This window comes from Nonomuraea sp. NPDC049714 (genome assembly GCF_044465295.1).
Lineage (GTDB): Bacteria > Actinomycetota > Actinomycetes > Streptosporangiales > Streptosporangiaceae > Nonomuraea.
This window is the reverse complement of the sequence record NZ_JBITLM010000010.1, coordinates 175387-199027: the sequence shown is the minus strand read 5'-3', so window position 1 is coordinate 199027 and position 23641 is coordinate 175387. Positions and strand designations below refer to the sequence as shown.

22 protein-coding genes are annotated in these 23641 nt (G+C 71.6%); 12 read left to right on the top strand and 10 right to left on the bottom strand.

Translation table 11 applies throughout. The annotated features are described in order from the left end of the window. The first annotated feature begins 24 nt into the window (after positions 1-24). The gene (locus tag ACIBQX_RS34160) at positions 25-717 is read left to right on the top strand and encodes a lytic transglycosylase domain-containing protein (RefSeq protein ID WP_397011890.1); all 693 of its coding nucleotides are present in this window, start codon (positions 25-27) and stop codon (positions 715-717) included. A gap of 70 nt (positions 718-787) precedes the next feature. After that, positions 788-2785, top strand: coding sequence for a glycosyltransferase family 2 protein (locus ACIBQX_RS34155; protein WP_397011888.1), 1998 nt, complete (start codon positions 788-790; stop codon positions 2783-2785). Between the two features lie 43 nt (positions 2786-2828). Here the strand turns inward: ACIBQX_RS34155 and ACIBQX_RS34150 are convergent, their stop codons facing one another. Then, the gene (locus tag ACIBQX_RS34150) at positions 2829-4670 is read right to left on the bottom strand and encodes a helix-turn-helix domain-containing protein (RefSeq protein ID WP_397011886.1); all 1842 of its coding nucleotides are present in this window, start codon (positions 4668-4670) and stop codon (positions 2829-2831) included. Between the two features lie 272 nt (positions 4671-4942). On the opposite strand from ACIBQX_RS34150, the gene trpD reads away from it, so the two are divergent. Then, on the top strand, positions 4943-6001 hold the full coding sequence (gene trpD / locus ACIBQX_RS34145) for an anthranilate phosphoribosyltransferase (RefSeq protein ID WP_397011884.1): 1059 nt from the start codon (positions 4943-4945) through the stop codon (positions 5999-6001). A gap of 7 nt (positions 6002-6008) precedes the next feature. Here trpD and ACIBQX_RS34140 read toward each other — a convergent pair whose 3' ends face one another. From ACIBQX_RS34140 to ACIBQX_RS34130, 3 genes are all read right to left on the bottom strand, one after another. Then, complete coding sequence (locus ACIBQX_RS34140; protein WP_397011882.1) at positions 6009-7397, bottom strand: class II fumarate hydratase; 1389 nt, start codon at positions 7395-7397, stop codon at positions 6009-6011. A gap of 95 nt (positions 7398-7492) precedes the next feature. Next, complete coding sequence (locus tag ACIBQX_RS34135) at positions 7493-9277, bottom strand: protein kinase (RefSeq protein ID WP_397011880.1); 1785 nt, start codon at positions 9275-9277, stop codon at positions 7493-7495. A 35-nt stretch (positions 9278-9312) separates the two neighbouring features. After that, positions 9313-10422 carry a serine/threonine-protein kinase gene (locus ACIBQX_RS34130; protein ID WP_397011878.1) on the bottom strand — a complete coding sequence of 370 codons (1110 nt, stop codon included), beginning with the start codon at positions 10420-10422 and terminating at the stop codon, positions 9313-9315. A 485-nt stretch (positions 10423-10907) separates the two neighbouring features. Between ACIBQX_RS34130 and ACIBQX_RS34125 the strand changes: the two genes are divergently transcribed. After that, on the top strand, positions 10908-11096 hold the full coding sequence (locus ACIBQX_RS34125; protein ID WP_397011876.1) for a DUF5999 family protein: 189 nt from the start codon (positions 10908-10910) through the stop codon (positions 11094-11096). A gap of 79 nt (positions 11097-11175) precedes the next feature. Here ACIBQX_RS34125 and ACIBQX_RS34120 read toward each other — a convergent pair whose 3' ends face one another. Together ACIBQX_RS34120 and ACIBQX_RS34115 are read right to left on the bottom strand one after the other, a co-directional pair. Then, the gene (locus tag ACIBQX_RS34120; RefSeq protein WP_397011874.1) at positions 11176-12828 is read right to left on the bottom strand and encodes a fumarate hydratase; all 1653 of its coding nucleotides are present in this window, start codon (positions 12826-12828) and stop codon (positions 11176-11178) included. Between the two features lie 2 nt (positions 12829-12830). Further along, on the bottom strand, positions 12831-13760 hold the full coding sequence (locus ACIBQX_RS34115) for a DMT family transporter (protein ID WP_397011872.1): 930 nt from the start codon (positions 13758-13760) through the stop codon (positions 12831-12833). A 110-nt stretch (positions 13761-13870) separates the two neighbouring features. On the opposite strand from ACIBQX_RS34115, the gene ACIBQX_RS34110 reads away from it, so the two are divergent. Both ACIBQX_RS34110 and ACIBQX_RS34105 read left to right on the top strand, forming a co-directional pair. Continuing rightward, positions 13871-15202, top strand: coding sequence for a PLP-dependent aminotransferase family protein (locus tag ACIBQX_RS34110; RefSeq protein ID WP_397011870.1), 1332 nt, complete (start codon positions 13871-13873; stop codon positions 15200-15202). 16 nt (positions 15203-15218) lie between these two features. Then, on the top strand, positions 15219-16166 hold the full coding sequence (locus tag ACIBQX_RS34105) for a Gfo/Idh/MocA family oxidoreductase (protein WP_397011868.1): 948 nt from the start codon (positions 15219-15221) through the stop codon (positions 16164-16166). A gap of 27 nt (positions 16167-16193) precedes the next feature. On the opposite strand, the gene ACIBQX_RS34100 is transcribed toward ACIBQX_RS34105, so the two are convergent. Beyond that, positions 16194-17354, bottom strand: coding sequence for an MFS transporter (locus ACIBQX_RS34100; protein WP_397011866.1), 1161 nt, complete (start codon positions 17352-17354; stop codon positions 16194-16196). 47 nt (positions 17355-17401) lie between these two features. After that, positions 17402-18079: a DUF998 domain-containing protein gene (locus ACIBQX_RS34095; RefSeq protein WP_397011864.1), complete on the bottom strand. Its 678-nt coding sequence runs from the start codon at positions 18077-18079 to the stop codon at positions 17402-17404. A gap of 93 nt (positions 18080-18172) precedes the next feature. Here ACIBQX_RS34095 and ACIBQX_RS34090 point away from each other — a divergent pair, with 93 nt between their 5' ends. Continuing rightward, positions 18173-18724 (top strand): TetR/AcrR family transcriptional regulator, encoded by a 552-nt coding sequence (locus ACIBQX_RS34090; RefSeq protein ID WP_397011862.1) that lies wholly within the window; start codon positions 18173-18175, stop codon positions 18722-18724. Between the two features lie 52 nt (positions 18725-18776). Continuing rightward, the gene (locus tag ACIBQX_RS34085) at positions 18777-19427 is read left to right on the top strand and encodes a DUF1707 domain-containing protein (protein WP_397011860.1); all 651 of its coding nucleotides are present in this window, start codon (positions 18777-18779) and stop codon (positions 19425-19427) included. Positions 19428-19537: 110 nt separating this feature from the next. Here ACIBQX_RS34085 and glpX read toward each other — a convergent pair whose 3' ends face one another. After that, positions 19538-20572 carry a class II fructose-bisphosphatase gene (gene glpX / locus ACIBQX_RS34080; RefSeq protein WP_397011858.1) on the bottom strand — a complete coding sequence of 345 codons (1035 nt, stop codon included), beginning with the start codon at positions 20570-20572 and terminating at the stop codon, positions 19538-19540. An 80-nt stretch (positions 20573-20652) separates the two neighbouring features. Between glpX and ACIBQX_RS34075 the strand changes: the two genes are divergently transcribed. The 3 genes from ACIBQX_RS34075 (at position 20653) to ACIBQX_RS34065 (ending at position 22142) form a co-directional block, all read left to right on the top strand. Continuing rightward, a complete protein-coding gene (locus ACIBQX_RS34075; protein ID WP_397011856.1) occupies positions 20653-21264 on the top strand; it encodes a TetR/AcrR family transcriptional regulator in 612 nt (203 codons plus the stop codon). Positions 21265-21275: 11 nt separating this feature from the next. Then, entirely contained in the window at positions 21276-21812 is a 537-nt protein-coding gene (locus ACIBQX_RS34070; protein ID WP_397011854.1) for a DUF4245 domain-containing protein, read from the top strand. A 93-nt stretch (positions 21813-21905) separates the two neighbouring features. Then, positions 21906-22142: an exodeoxyribonuclease VII small subunit gene (locus tag ACIBQX_RS34065; protein WP_189141880.1), complete on the top strand. Its 237-nt coding sequence runs from the start codon at positions 21906-21908 to the stop codon at positions 22140-22142. Between the two features lie 191 nt (positions 22143-22333). Here the strand turns inward: ACIBQX_RS34065 and ACIBQX_RS34060 are convergent, their stop codons facing one another. Then, a complete protein-coding gene (locus ACIBQX_RS34060) occupies positions 22334-22741 on the bottom strand; it encodes a nitroreductase family deazaflavin-dependent oxidoreductase (protein ID WP_397011852.1) in 408 nt (135 codons plus the stop codon). Positions 22742-22828: 87 nt separating this feature from the next. On the opposite strand from ACIBQX_RS34060, the gene ACIBQX_RS34055 reads away from it, so the two are divergent. After that, on the top strand, positions 22829-23431 hold the full coding sequence (locus tag ACIBQX_RS34055; RefSeq protein ID WP_397011850.1) for a TetR/AcrR family transcriptional regulator: 603 nt from the start codon (positions 22829-22831) through the stop codon (positions 23429-23431). Positions 23432-23641 lie beyond the last annotated feature (210 nt).

The window sequence follows — 23641 nt, the reverse complement described above, 5'->3', positions numbered from 1 at the left end:
TGGACCGTGAGCCCAGGTCCGAAGTTGAGTGAGCGCCCAGCGCGCAGCGCCTCCCGCCCGGCACGCCGGCGCTCGCGGCTGACCCCGAAGCGGATAGCGATCATCGGCCTGTCCGTCGTGGTCGTCTTCGGCGGTGGCGGATACGTCGCCTACCGCGCGGTCCAGAACGCCAACGCCCCGCAGACCGACGCGTTCTCGCTGGAGGACCTCGGTGCGTTCGCCAGTGGCGACCTCAGCGCGCCCGACCCCGAGACCGACGCGCTCAAGGAGGCGGCCACGCAGGCGTACAAGGCCGCCGAGCTCAAGGCCGCACGCGAGGGCAAGGACCCGCTCGACGTGATCGAGATCAAGAAGAAGGCGCCGGGCGGCGACGGTTTCCCGCCCGCCAACTTCCCGCCGGGCAGCGACCCGTCCCCCGGCACCAACAAGGCCACGGCCAAGAGCATGCTTGCCTCGGCCGGGTTCGGCCAGGACCAGTGGGGCTGCCTGGAGTCGCTCTGGATGAAGGAGAGCGGCTGGAACGAGCGGGCGATGAACCGCTACTCCGGCGCCTACGGCATCCCCCAGTCCCTGCCCGGCACCAAGATGGCCAGCGCGGGCGCCGACTGGCAGACCAACGCCGCCACCCAGATCAAGTGGGGTCTGGGCTACATCAAGGGCCGCTACGGCACTCCCTGCGCTGCTTGGGGGCACTCCCAGGCCAAGGGATGGTACTAGCGGGTCAGGTTTCCTTCTGTAATCGGCAAGCCGTCGCGACCGCCCATGTATGACCGCGCACGCTGGCGGCATGGGTGTGAAGGTCAGTGTGATCGTCAATGTCCACAACCCGGGGGATCGCGCCGATGCGTGCATCCGCTCCACGCTGGAGCAGACCCTGCCGGCGGACGACTATGAAGTGATCTTCGTCGACGACGGGTCCACGGACGGGATCGCGGAACGGCTCGACACCGTGGGCGCCGTCCGCCGCAACGTTCGGGTGCTGCACCTGCCGCACACAGGATCACCGATGCGCGGGCGCAACGTCGGCCTGGCGTCCGCCCGGGGCGACTACGTCTACCTGCTCGACCAGTACGACAGGCTGGAGCGCGACGCGCTGGAGCGGATGCACGAGCGGGCCACGGAGACCGACGCCGACGTGCTCGTCGGCCGCCTGGTGCGCGACGGCGGCGCGCCGATGACCGCGTTCGACCGCAGCAAGGCCCGCGCCGACATCCTGCGCGACCGGCTGCTCACCCTGCTCACGCCGCACAAGCTCTACCGCCGCGCCTTCCTGGAGGAGCACGAGCTCGGCTTCGCCGTGCCGGGCGGGCCCATCGCCGAGCAGGACTTCGTGATGCGGGCCTACCTGCAGGCCAAGGTCATCGCCGTGCTGGCCGAGCACGTCTGCTGCCACCTCGGCGAGCGCACAGTCATCGAGGAGCACCCGCGCACCACCGTCCGGGAACTGCGGGCGCTGCTCGGCCACATCGACACCTATGTCGGGGAGGGCCGCCAGCGCGACCGCATGTACGCCCACTGGTTCCGCACCGCCGTGCTGCGGCCCTTCCTCACGGCCACGTTCGCCAGCTCCTCCACCGACAGGGGCGCGTACTTCCGCATGATCCAGGACCTGGTCGGCGAGCGTTTCCCCGACCGGCTCGACCGCTACCTGCCCGTCCAGCTCAGGGCCATCGCGGCGCTGATCCGCGCCGGGCGGCTGGACCAGCTCGTCATGCTGGCCAACTCCTCACGCCGGGCCGGGCTGCGCGCCGACCTGACCGAGGTCCGCTGGGACGCGCACGTCCTGGTGCTCGGGCTGGCCGTCGAGGTGCTGGCCGGGGACGGCAGACCCGACAGGTTCCGCACGGACGGCGACCGCCTGTTCTGGAGGCCGCCGCGGGCCATCGACGCCAAGCTGCTCCCGGACCACGTCACCGACGTCACCGACGCCGTCGAACGCGCCCGCATCGAGGTCTACGTACGGCACGCCGAGACCGGGGACGTGCACTTCCTCCCGGTGGCCTACCAGGTCGAACGGGTGCCGGAGGGACGCCGGCACGCCCGCGTGCGGATCACCGGGGAGGCCAGGGTCGACGTGATCGCCGCCGCCCAGGGCGAGCCGCTCAGGCCCGGCCAGTGGGAGGTGCACGTACGCATGTTCGGCGGGGCCTACCAGGCCAGGAGCCGGGTGCGGCGCACGGACGGGCCGCTCAACTGCCTCGGCGTGCTCGCCCAGCGGCCCAGGATGCGGCTGGTGGTGCCGTGCTGGACCGACGACGGCCGGCTCGGCCTGGCCGTCGAGCCGCGCTCGTTCACCGAGTCGATCGCCCTGGTGTCCCCGGGGGTGCGGGCCAAGCTGGTCGACGAGCACCTGTTCGTCGTGCTGCCCGTGCCATATGTGCCGCCGAGCGGCGGGCCGCCGCTGGAGCTGGTGCTGCGCGGCGCCGGCCGGCGGCCCCGCGAGGTGTCGGCGCCCGCGCTGGTCGAGGCCGGGGTGCCCGGCAAGATCGCGGGTCAGCTGGTGGCCAAGGTGCCGGTGAAGCGGCGAATGCCGGGCCGCGACGCCCTCGGCCCCGGCGCCTGGCTGCCGTCGCTGCGCAGCACGGAGGAGGAGATCGGGCTGCGCTTCGCGCTGGAGATGCGCAGAGGGAAGGTCGAGGTGTGTCCCAGCTCGGCGGTCACCCCGCAGCGGCGCTCGCCCATGGGCCGCGACACCGCGCTGCACCGCCTGGGCCGCCGCCTGCCCGGCGCGCGGCACCTGGTCCGGCTGGCCCGCGCGGGCAGGCACCGCTACCTCAAGGACTGACCATCCCTCCCTCAAGACCGGCCATGGTGCCGTCACCCACAGGCTAAGCGGAGGTTGTGTGGCCGAGCCGGTGCAGGCGGAGGGCGAGCTGGATCTCCAGCGCCCGCTCCGGCTCCTGCCAGCCGTCGCCGAGCAGCCTGCCGATCCTGTCGAACCGCTGAGTGACGGTGTTCACGTGGATGTGCATGAGCTCGGCCGTGCGTGACGGCGACCCTCCGCTGCCGAAGTAGGCGGCGAGCGTCCCGGTCAGCGCGGTGCCCCGGCGGGCGTCGTAGTCGATGACCGGGCCGAGCACCGAGCCGACGAAGCCCCGCACGTCGCGGCCGTCGCCGATGAGCAGCCCGACGAAGCCCAGCTCGGCGGCGCTCGCGCCGTCGCCCGCCCGGCCGAGCGCGATGAGCGCCTCCGCGCAGCGCCGCGCCTCCTGATAGGCGGCGGCGACGGGCACGTCACCGGCCGGCGCCGCGCCCGCCGTCGCGGGGGAGTGCAGGGACGCGCTCAGCTCGGCGGCCAGGCGCTGGGCGAGCGGGCCCGCGTCCGCTCCCGGCAGCAGCAGCACCACCTCGCCGGCCCGGCCGGCGGCCAGCCCTTGCCTGATGGTCGCCTCCGACGAGGCCCAGAACGCGGCCCGTTCGCGCTGCGCGTCGTGCTTGACCACCACCACGACGTGCGGCGCCGACAGGTCGACGCCCAGCCTGCGGGCGCGTTCGTCCAGGCCGGGCGAGCCTGGGTGGGAGATCAGGTCGTCGAGCAGCTCGCCGCGCACCCGTCCCTCGGCCTCCGCGACGCTCCTGCGGAACAGCAGCAGCAGCGCGCACACCAGCGCGGCCCGCTCCAGGATGCGCTCGTCGGCGTCGTCGCTGCGCAGGACCAGCGTGCAGAGCGGCTCCCCGCCGACGTCCACCGACGCGATCCGCAGATCGCCTTTGCGCACCGTACGGCCCAGCGCCCGGGACGCCTGCGCGGCCTCGGCGACGCCGGCGTCGAGTTCCCCGGCGTCGCCGGTGAGCGGCCGGCCGAGGGCGTCGAGCACGGCCAGCGATCCGCCGAGCACGTCCGTCACGACGGCGGCCACGTCCTCGATGCCGCCGCCGCGCAGCACCAGCGAGGTCATCCGGTCGTGGGCCGTCGCCGCTCGCTCCACGGCCTCGGCGTGCCGGCCGGCGGCGCGGTGCGCCTCGGAGAGCTCCTCCAGCGCGTTCCTGGTCTCCTGCAGCAGCCTGGCGTTGTCGAGCGCCACGGCCGCGTGCGCCGCCAGGCTCGCCAGCAGCGACACCTCCTCCTGCCCGAACGGCCTGGCGGTGCGGTTGGCCGCGAACAGCACGCCGATCACCCGCCGGCCCAGCCGCAGCGGCACGCCGAGGATCGCGACCAGGCCCTCCTCGATGACGGCCTCGTCGATGTCGCCCTCGCGGCGGAAGCGCGCGTCGTCGAAGTACTCGGCCGTCGTGTACGGCACCCCGGTCTGCGCGACCAGTCCGCCGAGGCCCGCGCCCATGGCGAGCCTGAGCGCCCCGAACTTGGCCGAGATCGAGCCGTCGGTCACCCGCATGTAGGTGTCGCCGCGTTCGGGGTCGTGCAGCGTGAGGTAGGCCGCGTCGGCGGCGAGCAGCCGCCTGGCCCGGTGCACGATGGCCTCCAGCACCGCGTCCACGTCCCGCAGCGCCGACAGGTCGCCGACCGTGTCGTAGAGGGCGGACAACTCGGCCTCGCGCCTGGCCCTGCGCCTCAGCAGCGCCCGCACCTTGAGCGCCTCGACCTTGGCGCGTTCGAGCTCCTCGACGGCCGCCGGATCGGCTCCGGCGGCCCGGGCCTCGATGATCGGGCCCTCGAACTCGACGGCCGAGGCCTGTCTGGCCAGCAGTTCAAGAAAGCGTGTGCTCATGGCCTCCACTTCGCCGACCCTATGCCCTCGCCGGTTCGGGACACATGGGCGCAGCCGACATGACCGGGCGGTCGGTCATGTGTGCGTGCCGTCCGGAGGGGGAATCTCCCTGACGCTGATACCGTATGAGGCATGACCGCGTATCCGTGCATGTGGTGGCCCGCCGACTAGGCGGACCCACCAGCGCATACGCATCCTGGCCGCCTCGACGAGGCGGCCGCCGGCATCAGCAGGGACGCCCGTCGAGCACTCGACACACGAAAGGGCGTCACATGACCGGCACGACCACCTGGGCCACCCTGCTCGCCACCCTCCTCGACCGCGAGCCCCTCACCTCCGTCCAGGCGGCCTGGGCCATGTCCCAGATCATGTCGGGCACCGCGACGGACGCCCAGATCGCCGCCTTCGCCATCGCGCTGCGCGCCAAGGGCGAGACCGTCGCCGAGGTCGCGGGCCTGGCCGACGGCCTGCTCGCCGGCACCTCCGCGATCAGGATCCCGGGCGACACCGTGGACCTCGTCGGCACCGGCGGAGACCGCGCGAACACGGTGAACATCTCCACCATGGCCGCCATCGTCGCCGCCGCGGCCGGCGCCAAGGTCGTCAAGCACGGCGGCCGGGCCGCCTCCTCCACCACCGGCGCCGCCGACGTCCTGGAGGAGCTGGGCGTCGCCATCGACCTGCCCCCGGCCGCCGTCGCCCGGGTCGCCGAGGAGGTGGGCATCACCTTCTGCTTCGCCCCCACCTTCCACCCGGCGCTCCAGCACGCCTCCCGCGCCCGGCGCCAGCTCGGCATCCCCACCGTCTTCAACTTCCTGGCCCCGCTCACCAACCCGGCGCTCCCCGCCGCCCAGGCGGTCGGCGTCTACCACGAGACCATGGCGGAGGTGATCGCCGGAGTCCTGGCCGAACGCGGCGCCTCCTCCCTGGTCTTCCGCGGCGACGACGGCCTGGACGAGCTCACCACCTCGGGCCCGTCCACGGTCTACGTCGTACGCCGCGGCACGGCCACCCGCACCCGCCTCGACCCGGCCGACCTCGACATCCCCTACTGCGACCCGGCCGACCTGCGCGGCGGCGACGCCGCCCACAACGCCGCCGTGGCCCGCGCCGTCCTGTCCGGCGAGACCGGCCCGATCAGGGACATCGTGCTGCTCAACGCCGCCGCCGCCCTGGTGGCCGCCAACGGCGCACCGCCTGCCGACGAGCTCACCCCCGCCCTGGCCCAGGCCTGCAAGCAGGCGACGGAGGCCGTCGACACCGGCGCCGCCACGGCACTGCTGGCGCGCTGGATCACCGCCACCCAGCGCGCCGGCACGAAGAAGGCATGACCAGGGCTCAGCTGGGGCGGGTCATCGGCAGGACGTCCAGCAGGGCGTCCAGCTGTTCCTCGGTGAGGGTGCCCTTGCTGATGTGACCGCGTTCGATGACCACCTCGCGGATGGTCTTGCGCTCGGCGAGGGCCTGCTTGGCGATCTTGGCGGCCTCCTCGTATCCGACGTGCCGGTTGAGCGGGGTCACGATGGACGGGGAGGATTCGGCGTACTCGCGCATCCGGTCCTTGTTCGCCGTGATGCCGATCACGCAGCGGTCGGCGAGCAGGCGGGAGACGTTCGCCAGCAGGCGGATGGACTCCAGGATGTTGCGGGCGATGATCGGCAGCTGGACGTTCAGCTCGAAGCTGCCCGAGGCGCCGGCGAACGTGATGGCGGCGTCGTTGCCGATCACCTGGGCCGCGACCATGGCGGTGGCCTCGGGAATGACCGGGTTGACCTTGCCGGGCATGATGGACGAGCCCGGCTGCAGGTCGGGCAGGTTGATCTCGCCGAGGCCCGCCGTGGGGCCCGACCCCATCCAGCGCAGATCGTTGGCGATCTTGTTGAGGGAGACGGCCACCACCTTGAGCTGACCGGAGAGCTCGACGATGGAGTCCTGGGCGCTCTGCGCCTCGAAGTGGTCCATCGCCTCCCGGAAGCCGATCCCGGTGGCCTCCCGCAGCTTGGCGATCGCCAATTCGGCGAAGCCGGGCGGGGTGTTGATGCCGGTGCCGACCGCCGTCCCGCCCAGGGGAAGCTCCAGAACGTGCCCGAGCGCGGACTTCACCCGCACCGAGCCGTGCTCCACCTGCGTGGCGTAGCCGCCGAACTCCTGGCCGAGCGTCACCGGCGTGGCGTCCATCAGGTGGGTCCTGCCGGACTTCACCATCTCCTGGAACTGCAGCTCTTTGGTACGCAGCGCCGTCGCCAGGTGCTCCAGCGAGGGCAGCAGGTGGTAGCTCACCTCGGTCGCCGCCGCCACGTGGATCGAGGTGGGGAAGACGTCGTTGGACGACTGGGAGGCGTTCACGTGGTCGTTCGGGTGCACCGGGCGGCCCAGCCGCTCCTCGGCCAGGGACGCGATGACCTCGTTGGCGTTCATGTTGGACGACGTGCCCGAGCCGGTCTGGAACACGTCGACGGGGAAGTGGGCGTCATGCTCGTTCTCGGCCACGTCGGCCGCCGCCTGGGCGATGGCCTCGGCCAGGTCCTTGTCGAGCACCCCCAGCTCGCCGTTGGCCTCCGCGGCCACCGCCTTGACCAGGCCGAGCGCGGCGATGTGGGACGGCTCCAGCGGCCGTCCCGAGACCGGGAAGTTCTCCACCGCTCGCTGGGTCTGCGCACGCCACCTGGCGCCGGCCGGGACGCGCACCTCGCCCATCGAGTCATGCTCTATGCGGAACTCGCTCATGCCTCCCAGTCTGGCTCACGCATCGCCGATCAGCCGGGAGCGGCCCCGCGTTGAGCTGTCAGCTTGAGCGGTGCCAGCTTGAGACTTGAGAGCTGTCAGCTTGAGAGGAGCGCCACGATCAGGATGGCGATCACCACGGCGGCCGAGGCGGCCACGGCCATGAGGATCAGCATCCCGTTGCGGCTGCCGTTCGACTGCTGCTCGGGCTGGCTCGCGATGGAGAACAGATCGGTGCCCAGGCCCTGCGAGTCGGGCCGCTCAGGCGGCGGGCCCAGCGGAGGCTGCTGTCCCTGCGGGAAGGGCTGCTGTCCGCCCTGGTAGGGCATCGAGCCGGGCTGGCGGCCCTGCTGCCCGGGGTGCTGGGCGGGCGGATAGACCTGGAGGCCGGGGGAGCCGTTCTGCGGCCTGGACGGGTGGACGCGGGTGGCGGACATGGCGCTGTCGTCGCCCGGCCGCTGCGGGGGCGGGCCCTGCGGCGGGGCGCCCTGCTGGGGGGCGTCGTGGGGAGGTGTCTGGGGGAGCGGGGACTTCGGGCGCATCAGGCTGACGGTTCGCTCGGGGTCCACGGGCTGCTGGCGCGGTGCGGGGCCCGTACCTTGGACCGGCGGCCCTGACAGCCCCTGCTGCGGCCACCCGGGCGGCTGCTGACCGGCAGCACCGGCAGCACCGGCCTGTCCCGGCGCACCGACGGGAGGGCGGCCCTGTCCCGGCGCACCGGCTGCGGGACGACCACCTTGCCCCGGAGCGCCGCCAGGAGGACCCCCGGCCTGTCCCGGAGCGCCGGCAGGAGAGCTCCCGGCCTGTCCCGGAGCGCCGCCAGGAGGACCTCCGGCCTGTCCTGGAGCGCCGAGGGGAGGCGGGCCTCCGGCCCGTCCGGGGGCGCCGGCCGGCGGGCGGCCCTGTCCGGAGGCGCCGGGAGGACCCCCCGGCTGCCCTGGTCCGCCCGTCGGCCGGCCTGGCGCGCCGGGGGCGGCTACCGGAGGGTTGGCGGGCGGCTTCGGCATAAGGCTCTCCTGGTCGGTCAAGGCCTCAGCCGTGATCACCGGCATCTCGCTGGTAGGCGTGTCCGCGACCATCCTGAGCATGGTCTCCGCCGTGGCGGCGTTGAGCCGCTTCTTGTAGTTCTTGTTCAGCAGTCCGTCGAGCACCGGCCGCAACTGGCCCGCCTGGGTGGGCACGTCGGCGCTCTCACTCAGCAGCGCCGCGAGGGTCTCGGCGATCGTGGAGCGCTCGTAGGCGGGCCGCCCCTCGACGGCGAAGTAGAGGGTGGCCCCGAGGGACCAGATGTCGGACTCGGGCCCGGTGTACTCGCCCCTGGCCCGCTCGGGGGCGGTGTAGCCGGGGGAGCCGATGACCATGCCGGTCTTGGTGAGCCGGGGGTCGCCCTCGGCCTTGGCGATGCCGAAGTCGGTGAGCACCACCCGGCCGGTCTCGGTGATGAGCACGTTGCCGGGTTTGACGTCACGGTGGGTGATGCCCTGGGCGTGCGCGGCGCGCAACGCGCCGAGCAGGTCGACGCCGATCTCCGCCACCAGCCGAGGCGGCAACGGGCCCTCCTCGTCGATCACCTGCTCCAGCGAGCGGGCCTCGATGAGCTCCATGATGATCCATGGGCTGTTGTCCTGGATGAGCACGTCGTGGATGGCGGCGACGGCGGCGTGGCTGATGCGCGCGGCGAGGCGTCCTTCGCGGACCATGCGTTCGCGCAGCTCAGCGCGCTGCTGCTCGGTCAGCCCGGGGTCCTGGCGGATTTCCTTGACCGCCACCTCGCGCCCGAGGGCGCGGTCGCGGGCTCGCCACACGGTGCCCATGGTGCCCCGGCCCAGGGGCGAGATGAGCTCGTAGCGCTCCGCGAGCAGGCGTGTCTGGTGTTCCGGCATGAGAAGAAGATATCGATTCTCGGTTGGGAAGTGCTTTACCCTCGCTTGCGAAGTTCTCTTGGCCAGAACCGCCGAGGAAGGAACAACTTTATCACCGTCGCTTTCAAACGGGCATAAGCGGACGGAGCCGGTCGAGATTCGCCTCGTTTCCGGTGGACGCCCTCACCCGGCCTGCGCTCCTGCCGCTGCACGGGCATGCTGAGCGCCGCCGCGGTGGCCTCGGCCCGGTGCAGCCCTCGATGCGAGGGCCTGCGTGGGAAAGACGGCCCCCCGAGCGCCACCGCCGGGCGCTCCGGCCGGCGCGGCGTCAGCGGCTCCTCCGCCGAGCCGCCCGCGGCCACCCGGGCGAGCATCAGTGAGGCGCGCACGGAGTCGAGCCGGGTCTGCGGGTCGATGCGCAGCAGGGCGTCCAGCACCGGAGCGATGGGCCCCGCCTTGGTCATCGGGATCGGCTCGCCGCTGGTCAACGCCGCGAGCGCGGCCGCCGCCGTACGACGTCCGTGCAGGCCTCTGCCCTCGACGGCGGTGTAGAGGGTCGCGCCGAGCGACCACAGGTCACCGGCGGGACTGGCCTTCGAGCCGAGCACCCGCTCTGGAGCGATGTAACCGGCGGACCCCAGCACGATGCCCGCCTGAGTGATGGAGACGTCACCTTCGAGCGCGGCGAGGCCGAAGTCGGTGAGGACCGCGCGGTCCTCGGTCACCAGCACGTTGCTGGGCTTGACGTCGCGGTGCAGGATGCCCTTGGCGTGGACGGCGCGCAGCGCGCCCAGAATCTGGCGGCCGATCTCCGCGGCCCGGCGCGGGTGGAGCGGTCCCTCCTCCTGGATGAGCTGCTCCAGGGACTTGGCGCGGAGCAGCTCCATCACGATCCACGGCCGGTCGTCCTCGGTGACCACGTCGAAGACGGTGATCACGGAGGGGTGCGCGACCATCGCGGTCGCCCTGCCCTCCCGCTCGGTGCGGGCACACAACTCGGCGCGCAGCTCCTCGTCGAGGACGGTCGGCAGCCGGACCTCCTTGACGGCCACCTCTCGGTTGAGCAGCTCGTCATGTGCCCGCCAAACGGTGCCCATGCCGCCGCGTCCGACCGGCTCCACCAGCCGGTAGCGCGCGGCGAGAAGGTAACCGGAGGGCGCACGCATGCCTGGCAGCTTACCTATTCGTGTAAACCGACCAGTAGAGGCAGGGCCGATAATTTGTTGCGAATCGAAGTCAACTGGTCTGACTTCTCACGTCAGCGATCCCAGGGTGACATGTCATGGCGCAGCGTGGTCGTGGACGCACCGTACCCCTGCGGCCGGAAAGTCGAGCGCCGGCTTGCAGAAAGGAACTCTGATGGCCGTCAGCAAGTTGTAAGGCTGTGGTAAGAGAGCGAAGGCATGGTGGATCCATCGGGAAGGAATCCTCATGAAGTGGCCGAAAGTGTCGGTGTCGGTCGTCAGAATGAGGACATAACCCGAGGTCGGACAGCAACGGAATACGTCAAGGACGTGATGAAGATGCGCCAGATACAGGTTCGCCGCCGGTCCCGCAGGCCGCGCGCGACCATGCTGGACCTTCGCACGCCGTCAGGGCGCCAGCTGCCCTACTAAGATCAATTCCAGGAGCGCCATCTGAGAGGTGCACGATGTGCAGTCACCACCCCGAATGTCCCAGTGCCGACTCGCTCGACCGTGAGGCCGCGCACGTGATCCGCGCCCACCCCGACCAGGGCTGGAGCCTGCTGTGCAACGGCGTGGTCCTGTTCGAGGACACCGGTCTGCTCCTTCCCGACGGCCGGATCGTCGCGCCGCACCGGGTGTCGGTGGCCGCCTGAGCGGCCGGGCCACCGCGCCCGGCGCCGAGGCGGACCGCCCGGCGGGCGATCCTGCCCGGCGCCCCACGGCGTCCGGCGGTCAGCGCCGCCCGATCGACAGCACCGGCCCGGTGCTGTCGGTGAAGAAGTCCTCGCCCTTGTCGTCGACGACGATGAACGCGGGGAAGTCGACCACCTCGATCTTCCACACCGCCTCCATCCCCAGCTCGGGGTATTCGAGCACCTCGACCTTCTTGATGCAGTCCTGCGCCAGCCGGGCCGCCGGGCCGCCGATGGACCCGAGGTAGAAGCCGCCGTGCTGCCGGCAGGCGTCGGTGACCTGCTGGGACCTGTTGCCCTTGGCCAGCATCACCTTGGAGCCGCCGGCCGCCTGGAAGCGCTCGACGTAGGAGTCCATCCGGCCCGCGGTCGTCGGCCCGAACGAGCCGGAGGCGTAGCCCTCGGGCGTCTTGGCCGGGCCCGCGTAGTAGACGGCGTGGTCCTTGAGGTACTGCGGCATCTCGCCGCCCGCGTCGAGCAGCTCGCCGATCTTGGCGTGCGCGATGTCACGCGCCACCACCAGCGGCCCGGTCAGCGACAGCCGCGTCTTGACCGGATACTTCGACAGCTCGGCGAGGATCTCCGGCATCGGCCGGTTGAGGTCGATGGAGACGACGTCGTCCGACAGGTGCTCGTCGGTGGTCTCGGGCAGGAAGCGCGCCGGGTCGGTCTCCAGCTTCTCCAGGAAGACGCCCTCCGGCGTGATCTTGGCGAGCGCCTGGCGGTCGGCCGAGCAGGAGACGGCGATGGCCACCGGGCAGGAGGCGCCGTGCCGGGGCAGCCGGACGACGCGCACGTCGTGGCAGAAGTACTTGCCGCCGAACTGGGCGCCGATGCCGAGCTTCTGCGTCAGCTCGAAGACCTTGGCCTCCAGCTCCACGTCACGGAAGCCGTGCCCGGACGCCGAGCCCTCGGTGGGGATCGAGTCGAGGTAGCGGGCGCTGGCGTACTTGGCCGTCTTGAGCGCGTACTCCGCCGACGTGCCGCCCACGACCACGGCGAGATGGTACGGCGGGCAGGCGGCCGTGCCGAGCGAGCGGATCTTCTCCTCCAGGAAGGCCATCATCCGCTTCTCGTTGAGCACGGCCTTGGTCTCCTGGTACAGGAACGACTTGTTGGCCGAGCCGCCGCCCTTGGCCATGAAGAGCAGTTTGTACTCGTCCGGGTGACCGTGCGGGTCCTCGGCGTACAGCTCGATCTGGGCGGGGAGGTTGCTGCCGGTGTTCTTCTCCTCCCACATGGTCAGCGGGGCCATCTGCGAGTAGCGCAGGTTGAGCTTGGTGTAGGCGTCGTAGACGCCGCGTGAGACGTGCTCGGCGTCGCGGCCGTCGGTGAGCACGTGCCGGCCGCGCTTGCCCATGACGATCGCGGTGCCGGTGTCCTGGCACATGGGCAGCACGCCGCCCGCCGAGATGGAGGCGTTCTTGAGCAGGTCGAGGGCGACGAACCGGTCGTTGCCGCTGGACTCGGGGTCATCGATGATCTTGCGGAGCTGGGCCAGGTGTGACGGGCGCAGGAAGTGGGAGATGTCGTGGATCGCGGCCTCGGTGAGCTGCCGCAGCGCCTCCGGCTCCACCTCCAGGAAGGTGCGCCCCGCCGCTTCGACCGTCCGCACCCCCTCCGCTGTGATCAACCGATATTCCGTGTCATCGGCGCCCAAGGGCAGCAGGTCGGTGTAGTCGAAGTCGGCCATAGTCATCCTTTCGATCGCGAGGAAACCTTACGCTCCCGGCGCGGCTCTCCCGCCGTGGGGGATGATTCTTCACGGCCAGGCCCGGGAAGGCCCGGAGCCCGCGCGCTGAGTCCCACGAGGATGCCGGCGATCACCAGGCCGGCGCCCAGCAGGTCGTAGGCGGACGGGATGGCGAGGCCGAGGACCAGGCCGGTGACGATGGCGCCGACCGGGATGAGCCCGGCGAACAGGCCCGCGCGGCCGGGGCCGAGCTTCGGCAGCGAGGTGTACCAGAGCAGGAACGCCCCCACGGTCACCACGACCGCGAGATAGGCGAAGCCCAGCGACTCCGCGAGCGTCGGCACCCGCAGCATGCCGGCGCCCTCCCGGACCAGTCCGACGGCGGCCAGGATGGGCGCGGCCAGGACGGTGGAGTAGGTGGACACCCTGATCGCGCCCAGCTTGGGCAGCAGGGGAAGGGCCATGAGGGAGAAGGAGATCTCGCCGACGAACGCGCCGAGCGCCCACAGCAGGCCGGCCAGGTTGCCGCTGCCCAGCCCGGCGGCCAGCGTCGCGCCCGCGACCACCACGGTGGCGCCGGCGAGCAGGCGGGGCGCCGGGCGGTCGCCCGCCAGGGCCAGGGCGAGCGGGACGGCGCCGAGCACGGTGCCCACCAGCGCCGGGCCGGAGGCGCGGGCGGACTCGACCACGCAGACGTTGAAGATGGCCAGGCCGGTCAGGGCGAGGCCGCCGAGCAGCAGCCACTCACGCGGTGTCAGGCGGACGAAGCGCAGCCCGAGCGCCCTGGTCACGGCGAGCAGGACGACGGCGGCCAGCAGGTAGCGCACCGCCTGGCCGCCGTACACGGGATAGTCCTTGACCAGGGCGGACACCCCGGCCAGCGTCCCGACGCTGAACATGGCGGTGGCGGCTCCGGCGACTCCGTTTCTCATGTGTCGGATGCTAGGGAGACAATGGTCCCCCTAAACAGTCCAATGGCCGACGATGAAAAAGGACCAATGTGGCCGACCTCCATATAGCGATAAATCGCGAAAAAGGTGGAATGGCCGGACAGGTCGCGTCCGAGCTGCGCGCCTCCATCCGGCAGGGCCGGCTGGCCCCCGGCACCCGCCTGCCCGCCAGCCGTGACCTCGCCGCCGACCTCCAGGTCTCCCGGGGCGTGGTGGTGGAGGCGTACGAGCAGCTGGTCGCCGAGGGCTTCCTCATCTCCCGCGTGGGCTCCGGCACCCAGGTGGCCCCCGTCACCGCCCCGCGCTCCCGGCCGCCGGCGACCGGCGAGGAGCCGCGCGCCCCCTTCTACGGGCACCGGGCCACCTCGCCCGACCTCGGCCACTTCCCGAGGCAGCGCTGGCTGGCCTCGGTCAAGCACGTCCTGACCACCATGCCGGGCGACGCCCTCGACTACGGCGACCCCGGCGGCGTGCCGGAGCTGCGCGAGGAGCTGGCCGGATACCTCAGGCGGGTGCGGGCGGCCGACGTCCGGCCGGAGAACGTGGTGATCGTCGGTGGCGTCGCCCAGGGCCTCAGCCTGATCCTGCGCGTGCTGGCCCGTGACCGGCGGGTGCGGCTGGCCGTGGAGGACCCCACGAGCCACCGCCAGGAGCCCCTGCTCCGCCGGGCGGGCGCGGACCTGTTCCCGGTCCCGGTGGACGGCCAGGGGCTGGACGTGGCGAAGCTGCCGCCGGCCGACGCGGTCCTGCTCACCCCGGCCCACCAGTACCCGACGGGCGTGGTGCTGTCACCGGCCCGCCGGGCCGCGCTCATGGAATGGGCCCGTCAGGGCGACCGGACGATCCTGGAGGACGACTACGACGCCGAGTTCCGCTTCGACCGCGACCCGGTCGGCTGCCTGCAGGGGCTGGCGCCGGACCGGGTGATCCTGTCCGGCAGCGTCAGCAAGGCGCTCGCCCCCGGCCTCCGGCTGGGCTGGGTGGTCGCTCCCGCGTCCCTGGCCGAGGACGTCCGGCGGGCGCGGGGCGAGCTGGACCTGGGCTCCCCGGTGGTCGAGCAGTACGCGCTGGCCCACTTCCTGCGCACCGGCGGCTACGACAAGCACCTGCGGCGCATGCGCAGGGAGTATCACCGGCGCCGGGACGCGCTGGTCGGGGCGCTGGCCGAGCAGTTGCCCGAGGTACGGGTGCGCGGCATCGAGGCCGGGCTGCACGTCTACCTCGACCTGCCGGACGGCTGGGACGAGGGCCGGACGGCGGCGGCCGCCCTGGAGCTGGGCCTGTCCGCCGAGCCCGTCGGCATCATGCGCTCGGCCGCCGGACCGCCCGCCGTCGTGGTCGGCTTCGCCCGGCTGCCCGCACGCAAGGCTGCGGAAGCCGTACAAGGCTTAAAAGACAGAATGTCTGGACAAAATATGCTTTAAAAGCCTTGGAGGGGTCATGCGTGTGGGGTTGATGGGTCTGGGCCGGATCGGGGCGTTCCACGCCGCGACGCTCGCCGCGCATCCGCTGGTGGACGAGCTGATCGTGGCCGATCCGGTGCGCACCTCGCCGCACGGCCGTCCCGGTGATCCCTTCCAGGCGGACGCCGTGGTGATCGCCACCCCGACCAGCACCCACGCCGAGCTCCTCGTCGAGGCGTGCCGGCGCGGCATCCCGGCCTTCTGCGAGAAGCCGGTGGCCGGCGGCGTCAAGGAGACGATCGAGGTGCTGGAGGCCGCACGGGGCAACCGGGTGCAGATCGGCTTCCAGCGCCGGTTCGACGCCGGTTACGTGGCCGCCGCCGAGGCCCTGCGCGCCGGTGAGCTGGGAGAGCTGCACCGCGTGCACCTGATCACCGCCGACCCGTCGCCGCCGCCCGCCGCCTACATCCCGCTGTCCGGCGGCATCTTCCGCGACTGCCACATCCACGACTTCGACATCCTGCGCTGGGTGACGGGCCGCGAGGTGGTCTCCGTCTACGCGACCGGCGCGAACCGGGGCGCCGCCTTCTTCGGCGAGGCCGGCGACGTCGACACCAGCGCCGCACTGCTGACGCTCGACGACGGCACGCTCGCCACCGTGCAGGGCTCGCGTTACAACGGCGCGGGGTACGACGTCCGCATGGAACTGGCGGGCACCCAGGCCACCAGGGCCGTCGGCCTCGGCCCGCGCGCCCCGCTGTCCACGACCGAGGGCCTGCAGCCACCCGGGGAGCCGTGGCCGGACTTCGTCGCCCGGTTCGCCGACGCGTACGCGGCCGAGCTCGACGCCTTCCTGCGCGGCGCGGACGGCCTGTGCTCGATCGAGGACGCGCTGGCCGCGCTCTACGTCGCCGAGGCGGCCGAGCTGTCACGCCGCGAGGGTCGCCCCGTGCAGGTCGCGGAGGTCCGGGACACCGAGACCTGACCGCCGCGCGGCGCTCGCCCGGGGCGGCTAGGCCCGGGTCTTGAGCGCGGGCTCGAAGCCCCTGGCCAGCACCACGATCGCGGCGGCCAGCACCAGCGGCGCGACGAAACCGAGCCGCATGTCACCGACGTCGGCGAGCGCGCCCACCAGGCCGGAGCCGACGATGAAGCCGACGTAGTTGAACAGGTTGACCCTGGCGATGGCCACGCCGGTGCCCGCCGGATCCAGCCGTCCTGCAGCGGAGAACGACTGCGGCGCCACCACCGCCAGGCCCACGCCCGTCAGCCCGAACGCCACGATGGCCAGCGGCTGGCTGGGAGCGGCGACGATGCCGAGGAAGCCGAGCGTGGCGATGGCGCCGCCGAGCCGGACGACGGTGGCCGGGCCGTACCTCCTGACCGCCACGTCCCCGCCGAGCCGCACGAGCAGCGTCGTCGCCTGGTAGGCGGCGTAGGCCAGCGGGATCACCCGCGCGTCCGCCGCCAGGACGTCCTGCATGAAGACCGTGCTGAAATTGGAGACCGCCGCGTCCCCGACGTACAGGAAGCCCATCGCCAGGCAGAGCGGGATGATCGGCCGCCAGGGGAACCGGCCGACGGCGGCTCCGGCCTGGGTCTCGGCCTTCTCCTCCGCCGTCGTGCACAGCTGCGGCCCGGCGTACAGGGAGCCCGCCACGGCCACGGCCATCGGGATCGCCATGACGGCCTCCAGCGGCAGGCCGTCACCGACGGCCGCCACCCAGAGCGCCCCGGCCAGGCTGAACACGCTCCACAGGCAGTGGAAGCCGTTCAGCACCGCCCGTCCGTACCTGCGCTCGACCGCGACGCCCTGCATGTTCATGCCCGCGTCCACCGCGCCGACGCCCAGCCCGAACAGCAGCAGCGCAGGCACGAGTAACAGCACGTTCGGGGCCAGACCGGCGAGCACGACGGCGACGGCGACCGTGGGCTGGGCCAGCCGCAGCAGCGTCTTGCTGCCCAGGCGGGCGGCGATCGAGCCGGCGGCCACGCTGCCGACCCCGGCGAAGAGCGGCACGATGAGCAGGAGCGCGGTGAGCGCCCCGGTGCTGAGCTGGTGTTTGTCCTGAAGGTGGGCGACCTGGGTGAGGAGTGTGGCGAAGGACAGTCCCTGCACCGCGAAGACGACGAACGTCGCATGGCGGGCCTGGCGATCACGCGTGGACGGCACAGTGGCCTCCCTGACCGGGGGGAAATCAAACGTGAGGCGGGGTCAGGTTAACTGGCTGTCGAGCGCTCCACCAGTGGTTGGCCGTTCTCGGCCGGTACGCGTGCCCCGGCGAGCCGCTGCCCCGCGGCCCACACGCCGAGCGCCGTCAGCGCCGCCACCTCGATCACCGCCAGGCCGCGCTCGACCAGGCCGATCGGCATCACCCGCCACCACGGCAGCCCGCTCTGCGCGCCGATGGCCATCACCGCGGCCATGCTCAGCACGAACAGCACCGAGAGCAGCCCGAAGACGAAGGCCGTCAGCGACGCCGCACCCCGCTCCGCGCGCCGCCACGGCCTGGCGATGATCAGCGCGGCCAGCGGGAGGCTGAGGAAGGCGACGACGCTGCCCGCCCGGTGGATGCTGCCGCTGAGGCTGGGCCCCACGGACCAGTCATGCTTGGGGAAACAGGCGATCACGAGCAGCCCGGCGCTCCATGCCATCAGCGCCAGTGTGCCGGCGGTCCCCGCCATCCGCCTGCGCGCCAGCGAGATGCCGATGGCCGCCGACCCGGCCGCGAGCAGGGCGATGCCCAGCCCGAAGACCCACCCGTACTCCCGCAGGCCGTGCTCGCTGATGGTGCCCCTCAGCGGATCCAGCTCGCCGAGGGCGGCCAGGTCCAGTCCGAGGATCAAGGTGGCGCCGGCGCCCACTCCGCCCAGACCCCAACGTGCCGCCCGATGCACGACCACCCCTCTCTTTGTCGGCTTCAACAGCCGGAAACCCCGACGGATTCCGGCTTTCAGTAAACGAGGCATGGTGTCTTGTAAAATCGGCTGATGGCAGGCAGACCGCGGAGCGAGGTGGCCAGGCAGGCGATCCTGCGGGCCGCGTTGGAGCTGTGCGAGCGCGACGGGTACGCCGCCGTCACGCTCAAGGGCATCGCCGAGGCGGCGGGCACCGGGCGCCAGACGCTCTACCGATGGTGGCAGACCAAGGCCGAGCTGCTGCTCGAAGCCCTGACCGAGGTGGTCGGCCGGCGGCTGCCGATGCCGCCGGAGAGCGGCGACCCGCAGCGGGACCTGGTGGTCTTCCTGAGCGAGACGTTCGCGGTCGCCCACGGCCTCGCCGGGCGGGTGGTCGTCGGGCTCATGGCCGACGCCCAGAGCGATCCGCGCTTCGCCGCCGAGCTGGACGCCAAGCTCATCGGCCCACGCCGCCGCGCCCTGCGCGTCGTACTCGAACGTGGTGCGCTGCCCGCCGGCGTGGACCCCGAGCTCGCGGTGGACATCGCCTTCGGCGTCATGTGGTACCGCCTGCTCAACCGCCACGCCGAGGTCGACGAGAAACTGGCCGAGGACGTCGCCGCCCTCGTCGCCCGGATCCGATGATGTGCCTCTTCAGGGGGAGCGCTCCGGATTCTGGCGGGATATGGTCTGAACTGTGAACGAACGCCCTGGATCCTGGTTGCCGCGCCTGCAGGAAGTCGGGGAACGGCTGGCGGAGGAGTGGACCTCGGCCCGCCGCGGCGCGCCGGATGAAACCTCACCCCAGCCGCACGAACTGCGCGCCTCCGACGCCGACCGCGAACGCGTCGCCCAGGTGCTCCAGGACGCCCACGCCGACGGCCGCCTCATGCTGGACGAGCTCGAAGAACGGCTCACGACGGTGTACGCCGCCCGCACGCTCGGCGAGCTCGCCCAGGTGACCGCCGACCTGCTGCCGCCCGAGGAGCAGCCGCTCAACCTGGACGGCAGGCCGGTCTCGGCGATCTTCAAGAAGGAGCAGCGCGGCGGTCGCTGGGTGGTGCCGGCCGAGTTGAGCGTGACCGCCATGTTCGGCACCACCAAGCTCGACCTGCGCGACGCGATCCTGCAGAACCGGCGCATCGTCATCAACGCCACCCTGGTCTTCGGCGGGCTGGAGATCCACGTCCCCGAGGGGCTCGAGGTCATCCGCGTCACCAAGGAGAAGACCGTCCGCCTCACCAAGCGGCCGAGCGAGCCGGACTCGCCCGTGGTCGAGGTGCGCACCAGCAACTTCCTCGGCGAGGTCAAGGTCAAGGAGCCGCCCCGCCGCAAGCGCCGCCGCTGACCCTCAGCCGCCGCTGACTCCGAGCCGGACGGTGATCTTCAGCCGGACGGTGGTCCTCAGCCGGACAGTGGTCCTCAGCCGGACAGTGGTCCTCAGCCGGGCGATGATCCTCAGCCGGCGGTGTCGAAGTTGATCGCGCTGTAGGCGCGCAGCTTCCACAGCTGGTGCTCGCTCTCGACCTTGCGGATCGTTCCAGACCGCCCGCGCATCACCAGCGACTGCGTCATCGCCACGCCACCCCGGTAGCGGACGCCGTCCATCAGCTCGCCCTGGGTGATGCCCGTCGCCGCGAAGAACACGTCGTCGGACCTGACCAGGTCGTCCGTGGTCAGCACCTGGTCCAGGTCATGCCCGGCCGCGATGGCCTTCTGGCGCTCGGCCTCGTCCAGCGGCCACAGCTTGCCCTGGATGACGCCGCCCAGGCACTTGAGCGCGCAGGCCGCGATGATGCCCTCAGGCGTGCCGCCGATGCCGAGCATCAGGTCGATGCCGGTGCCGCCACGCGCCGCCATGATGGCGCCCGCCACGTCGCCGTCGGTGATGAACTTGATCCGCGCGCCGCTCTCCCTGATCTCCTTGACCAGCCGCTCGTGCCTCGGCCGGTCGAGCACGACCACCGTGACGTCGGAGGGCGAGCAGTGCTTGGCCTTGGCGACGGCGGCGATGTTCGCCTTGACGGGCGCCTCGATGTCCACCACGTCGGCCGCTTCCGGCCCGGTGACCAGCTTCTCCATGTAGAACACCGCCGACGGGTCGTACATCGACCCGCGCTCGCTCAACGCGATCACCGAGACCGCGTCGGGCATGCCGAGCGCGGTCAGCCGGGTGCCGTCGATCGGGTCCACCGCCACGTCGCACTCGGGGCCGCTGCCGTCGCCGACCCGCTCCCCGTTGTAGAGCATCGGGGCGTGGTCCTTCTCGCCCTCCCCGATGACCACCACACCGTTCATGGACACGGTGTTGATCAACTGGCGCATCGCGTTCACGGCCGCGCCGTCGGCGCCGTTCTTGTCGCCTCGTCCCACCCAGCGGGCCGCCGCCATGGCCGCCGCCTCCGTGACCCGTACGAGCTCAAGGGCGAGGTTTCGGTCGGGGGCGCGCTCGCCCGTGGCCAGCGCGGCAGGTACGGACGTCTGATCGGACATGATGAGAGGCCTCCTAGGAACGACTACCTCGATCGTAGTTGTCCCTGTATCCCCGGTCAGCGGAGGATAATGTGCCACCCATGAGCAGCGATGTGGAACAGCCGGTGGCAGCGCGTACATCCGAGCGCGGAGCGGCCACCCGCACGGCGCTCCTCAAGGCCGCCAGGGACGTCTTCGTCGTCAGGGGATTCGCCGAGGCGGGCGTGACGGAGGTGGTGGCCAAGGCCGACGCCAGCGTCGGCAGCCTCTACCACCACTTCGCGGGCAAGGCCGACCTCTACCTCACCCTGTTCGAGGAGTTCCAGGCCCGGCAGACGGAGCGTACCAAGCAGGCCGCCCGCGAGGCCCGCGGCTCCGGCGAGACCGACCCCATGCGGGTCTTCATCAGCGCGGCCCGCGCGTACCTCGAAGGCTGCCTCGCCGAACGCGAGCTCGCCGCGCTGTTCCTGCGCGGCGACGGCCCGCCCGGCTTCGAGGTGGTCATGCGCAACCGCCTGCGCACCTGGGCCCGACGCAACGCCACACTCTTCGACGACGGCGAGAACGCCCTGGTCGTGGTCGTCACCGGCGCCCTGGCCGCCGCCGTCACCGAGATCGTCCAATCGGGCGACCGCGAACTGGCCGAGGACGTGCTCACCATCATCGGGCAGATCCGGCCGGCCGCTTCGGCGACCGGCCCCTCCAGCGGGTAACCTCGCCAAATGTGCGACGGTTCACCGAAGGTTTCTACGGCTACGCGGTAGCCCTGTTCGTCTGTCTCGGGGCGGCCGGACTCTTCCTGCTCGTGACGCCGCAGAGCAGCGGGGAGCACATCCCCAAGCTGGACTACTCCATCACGGTCGCCAACTTCAGCCGTACGGTGCCGTACCAGGTGTGGGCTCCCACCAAGGACCCCGAGGGCTGGGTCCCCAACAGCAACAAGATCGCCACCGGGGAGAACGGCGCCCAGGTCCTCCACCTCGGCTACGCCACCGGCGAGCGGGAGCACGCCATGATCATCCAGAGCGACGAGAAGCCCCCTGCCGGGTTCGCCAACCGCATGGCCAACTCCGACAAGATCGTCGGCACCGAGCAGATCAACGGCCGGTCCTGGGAGCGGCGCTTCCGCGAGGACAAGAACCAGCGCACCCTGGTCCTCCCGCTGCCGGACGTGACCGTGGTGGTCACGGGCACGGCCGACTGGCCAGAGCTCACCGAGATCGCCACCCTCCTCCAGCAACGTCCTAAGCCGACCGCCTGACCCACTCCTCTGACCCGCTCTGCTCTTGGCTGCGCTCTTGTCTGCTCGGTGAGGCGGGACGCACTTGTCGGTGGCTGACCCTAGGGTGGGCGGGTGGCAGACGAGAAGGCACCCTCATACGAGCAGGCCCGCGAGGAGTTGACCGAGGTGGTGCGCCGCCTGGAGACCGGCGGCCTCACCCTGGAGCAGTCCATCGAGCTCTGGGAGCGGGGAGAGAAGCTGGCCGCCATCTGCGAGGAGTGGCTGCAGGGCGCCAGGGTCAAGCTGGCGGCCGCGATGGCCCGCAGATCCGACCCGACCGCCGCCTCACCGGACGACGCCCCCTTCTAGCGTGGTGACGCTCCAACTCTGACACCGAGACGCACCTGCCCTGGCGTCGTGACGCTCAAGCTCCGGCCTTGTGACGCATCGGATTGCGCTCTGTGGCGCCGCAGACGTAACTCTGTGGCGCAGCAGACCTAGCTCTCTGTGACGCCAGGAGCGGCAGGCGCGTTGTCGGGCTTGGGGCGGTGGGGCCGTGATCAGGCGCGGTGGAGGGCCACGACCGGGATGCGGCGCGTGGTCTTGGCCTCGTACTCGGCGAATCCCGGCGCGATCTCCACCATGCGCGCGTAGAGCCGGTCGCGCTCCTCACCCTCGATGAAGTCGGCCTTCACCTCGAACGTCTCCGTGCCGATCTCGGCGGTGGCCTGGGGCGTGGCCCGCAGGTTGTGGTACCACGCGGGGTGCTGGTCGGCACCGGCGTTGGAGGCGATGACGATGTAGCGGTCGCCGTCCTCCATGTACATCACCGGGCTGGTGCTGCGCTTGCCGCTCTTGGCGCCGGTCGTGGTGAGCAGGACCAGGGTCGCTCCCTGGAAGGGGCCACCGACCACGCCGGCGTTGGCACGGAACTCTTCGATGATCTGCTTGTTGAAGTCGTTCGGCATAGCGATCTCCCTAAGCGGACGGTTCTCCGTATAACCGCGGAGACTAACCGGAGATTCCTCCGGTTGCAACGGAGCTATGCTCGCCCTGTGTCCCACCAGTTGCCGATCGTCGGGCAGCCGCAACCTGAGCGCGCCGACGCGGCCCGCAACAGACAGAAGATCATCCAGGTGGCCGCGCGCATGATCGAGACCAGCGGGGCCGACCAACTCTCGCTCGACGAGGTGGCCCGCGAGGCCTGCGTGGGTGTGGGCACCGTCTACCGCCGCTTCGGCGACCGCGCCGGGCTGGTGTACGCGCTGATCGACGAGCGCGAACGGCGCTTTCAGGAGGCCTTCCTGAGCGGCCCACCGCCGCTCGGCCCCGGCGCGGACCCCGCCGAGCGCGTCGCGGCCTTCCTGCCCGCGCTCATCGATCGTGTCGTCGACCAGCAGGACCTGCTCTTACTGCTGGAGATCGGCTCGCCGAAGGCCAAGTTCCGGGGCCCGTACAGGCTCTACCACACCCACCTGGCCGGCCTCCTGGCCCAGACCCGTCCGCCTGCCGACCCCCACTTCCTGGCCGACGCCCTGCTCGCCCCCCTCAACGCGCACCTGATCAGCTACCAGCGCAAAGAACGCGGCCTGAGCGTCGATGCCATCAAGAAAGGCGCCGAAACCTTGGCCCAAGCCCTCACCCAGCCAAGAACCTGAAGCCCAAACACGGCTAGAGGGCTGTAGCGCTCACGTGGCCAGGGGCCTGACGCGCTCACCCGGCCAGGGGGCTGAAGTGCTCGCGCGGTGGAGGGGGCGCTTGCGTCGCTGGGAGGCTGAAGGCTTGCTGCCAGGGGGCTGATGAAGGGCTTGCGCGGTAAGGGGTGTTCGCGCAGCCTGTGGACGGGAGGCCCGCGTTGGAGGAGTACG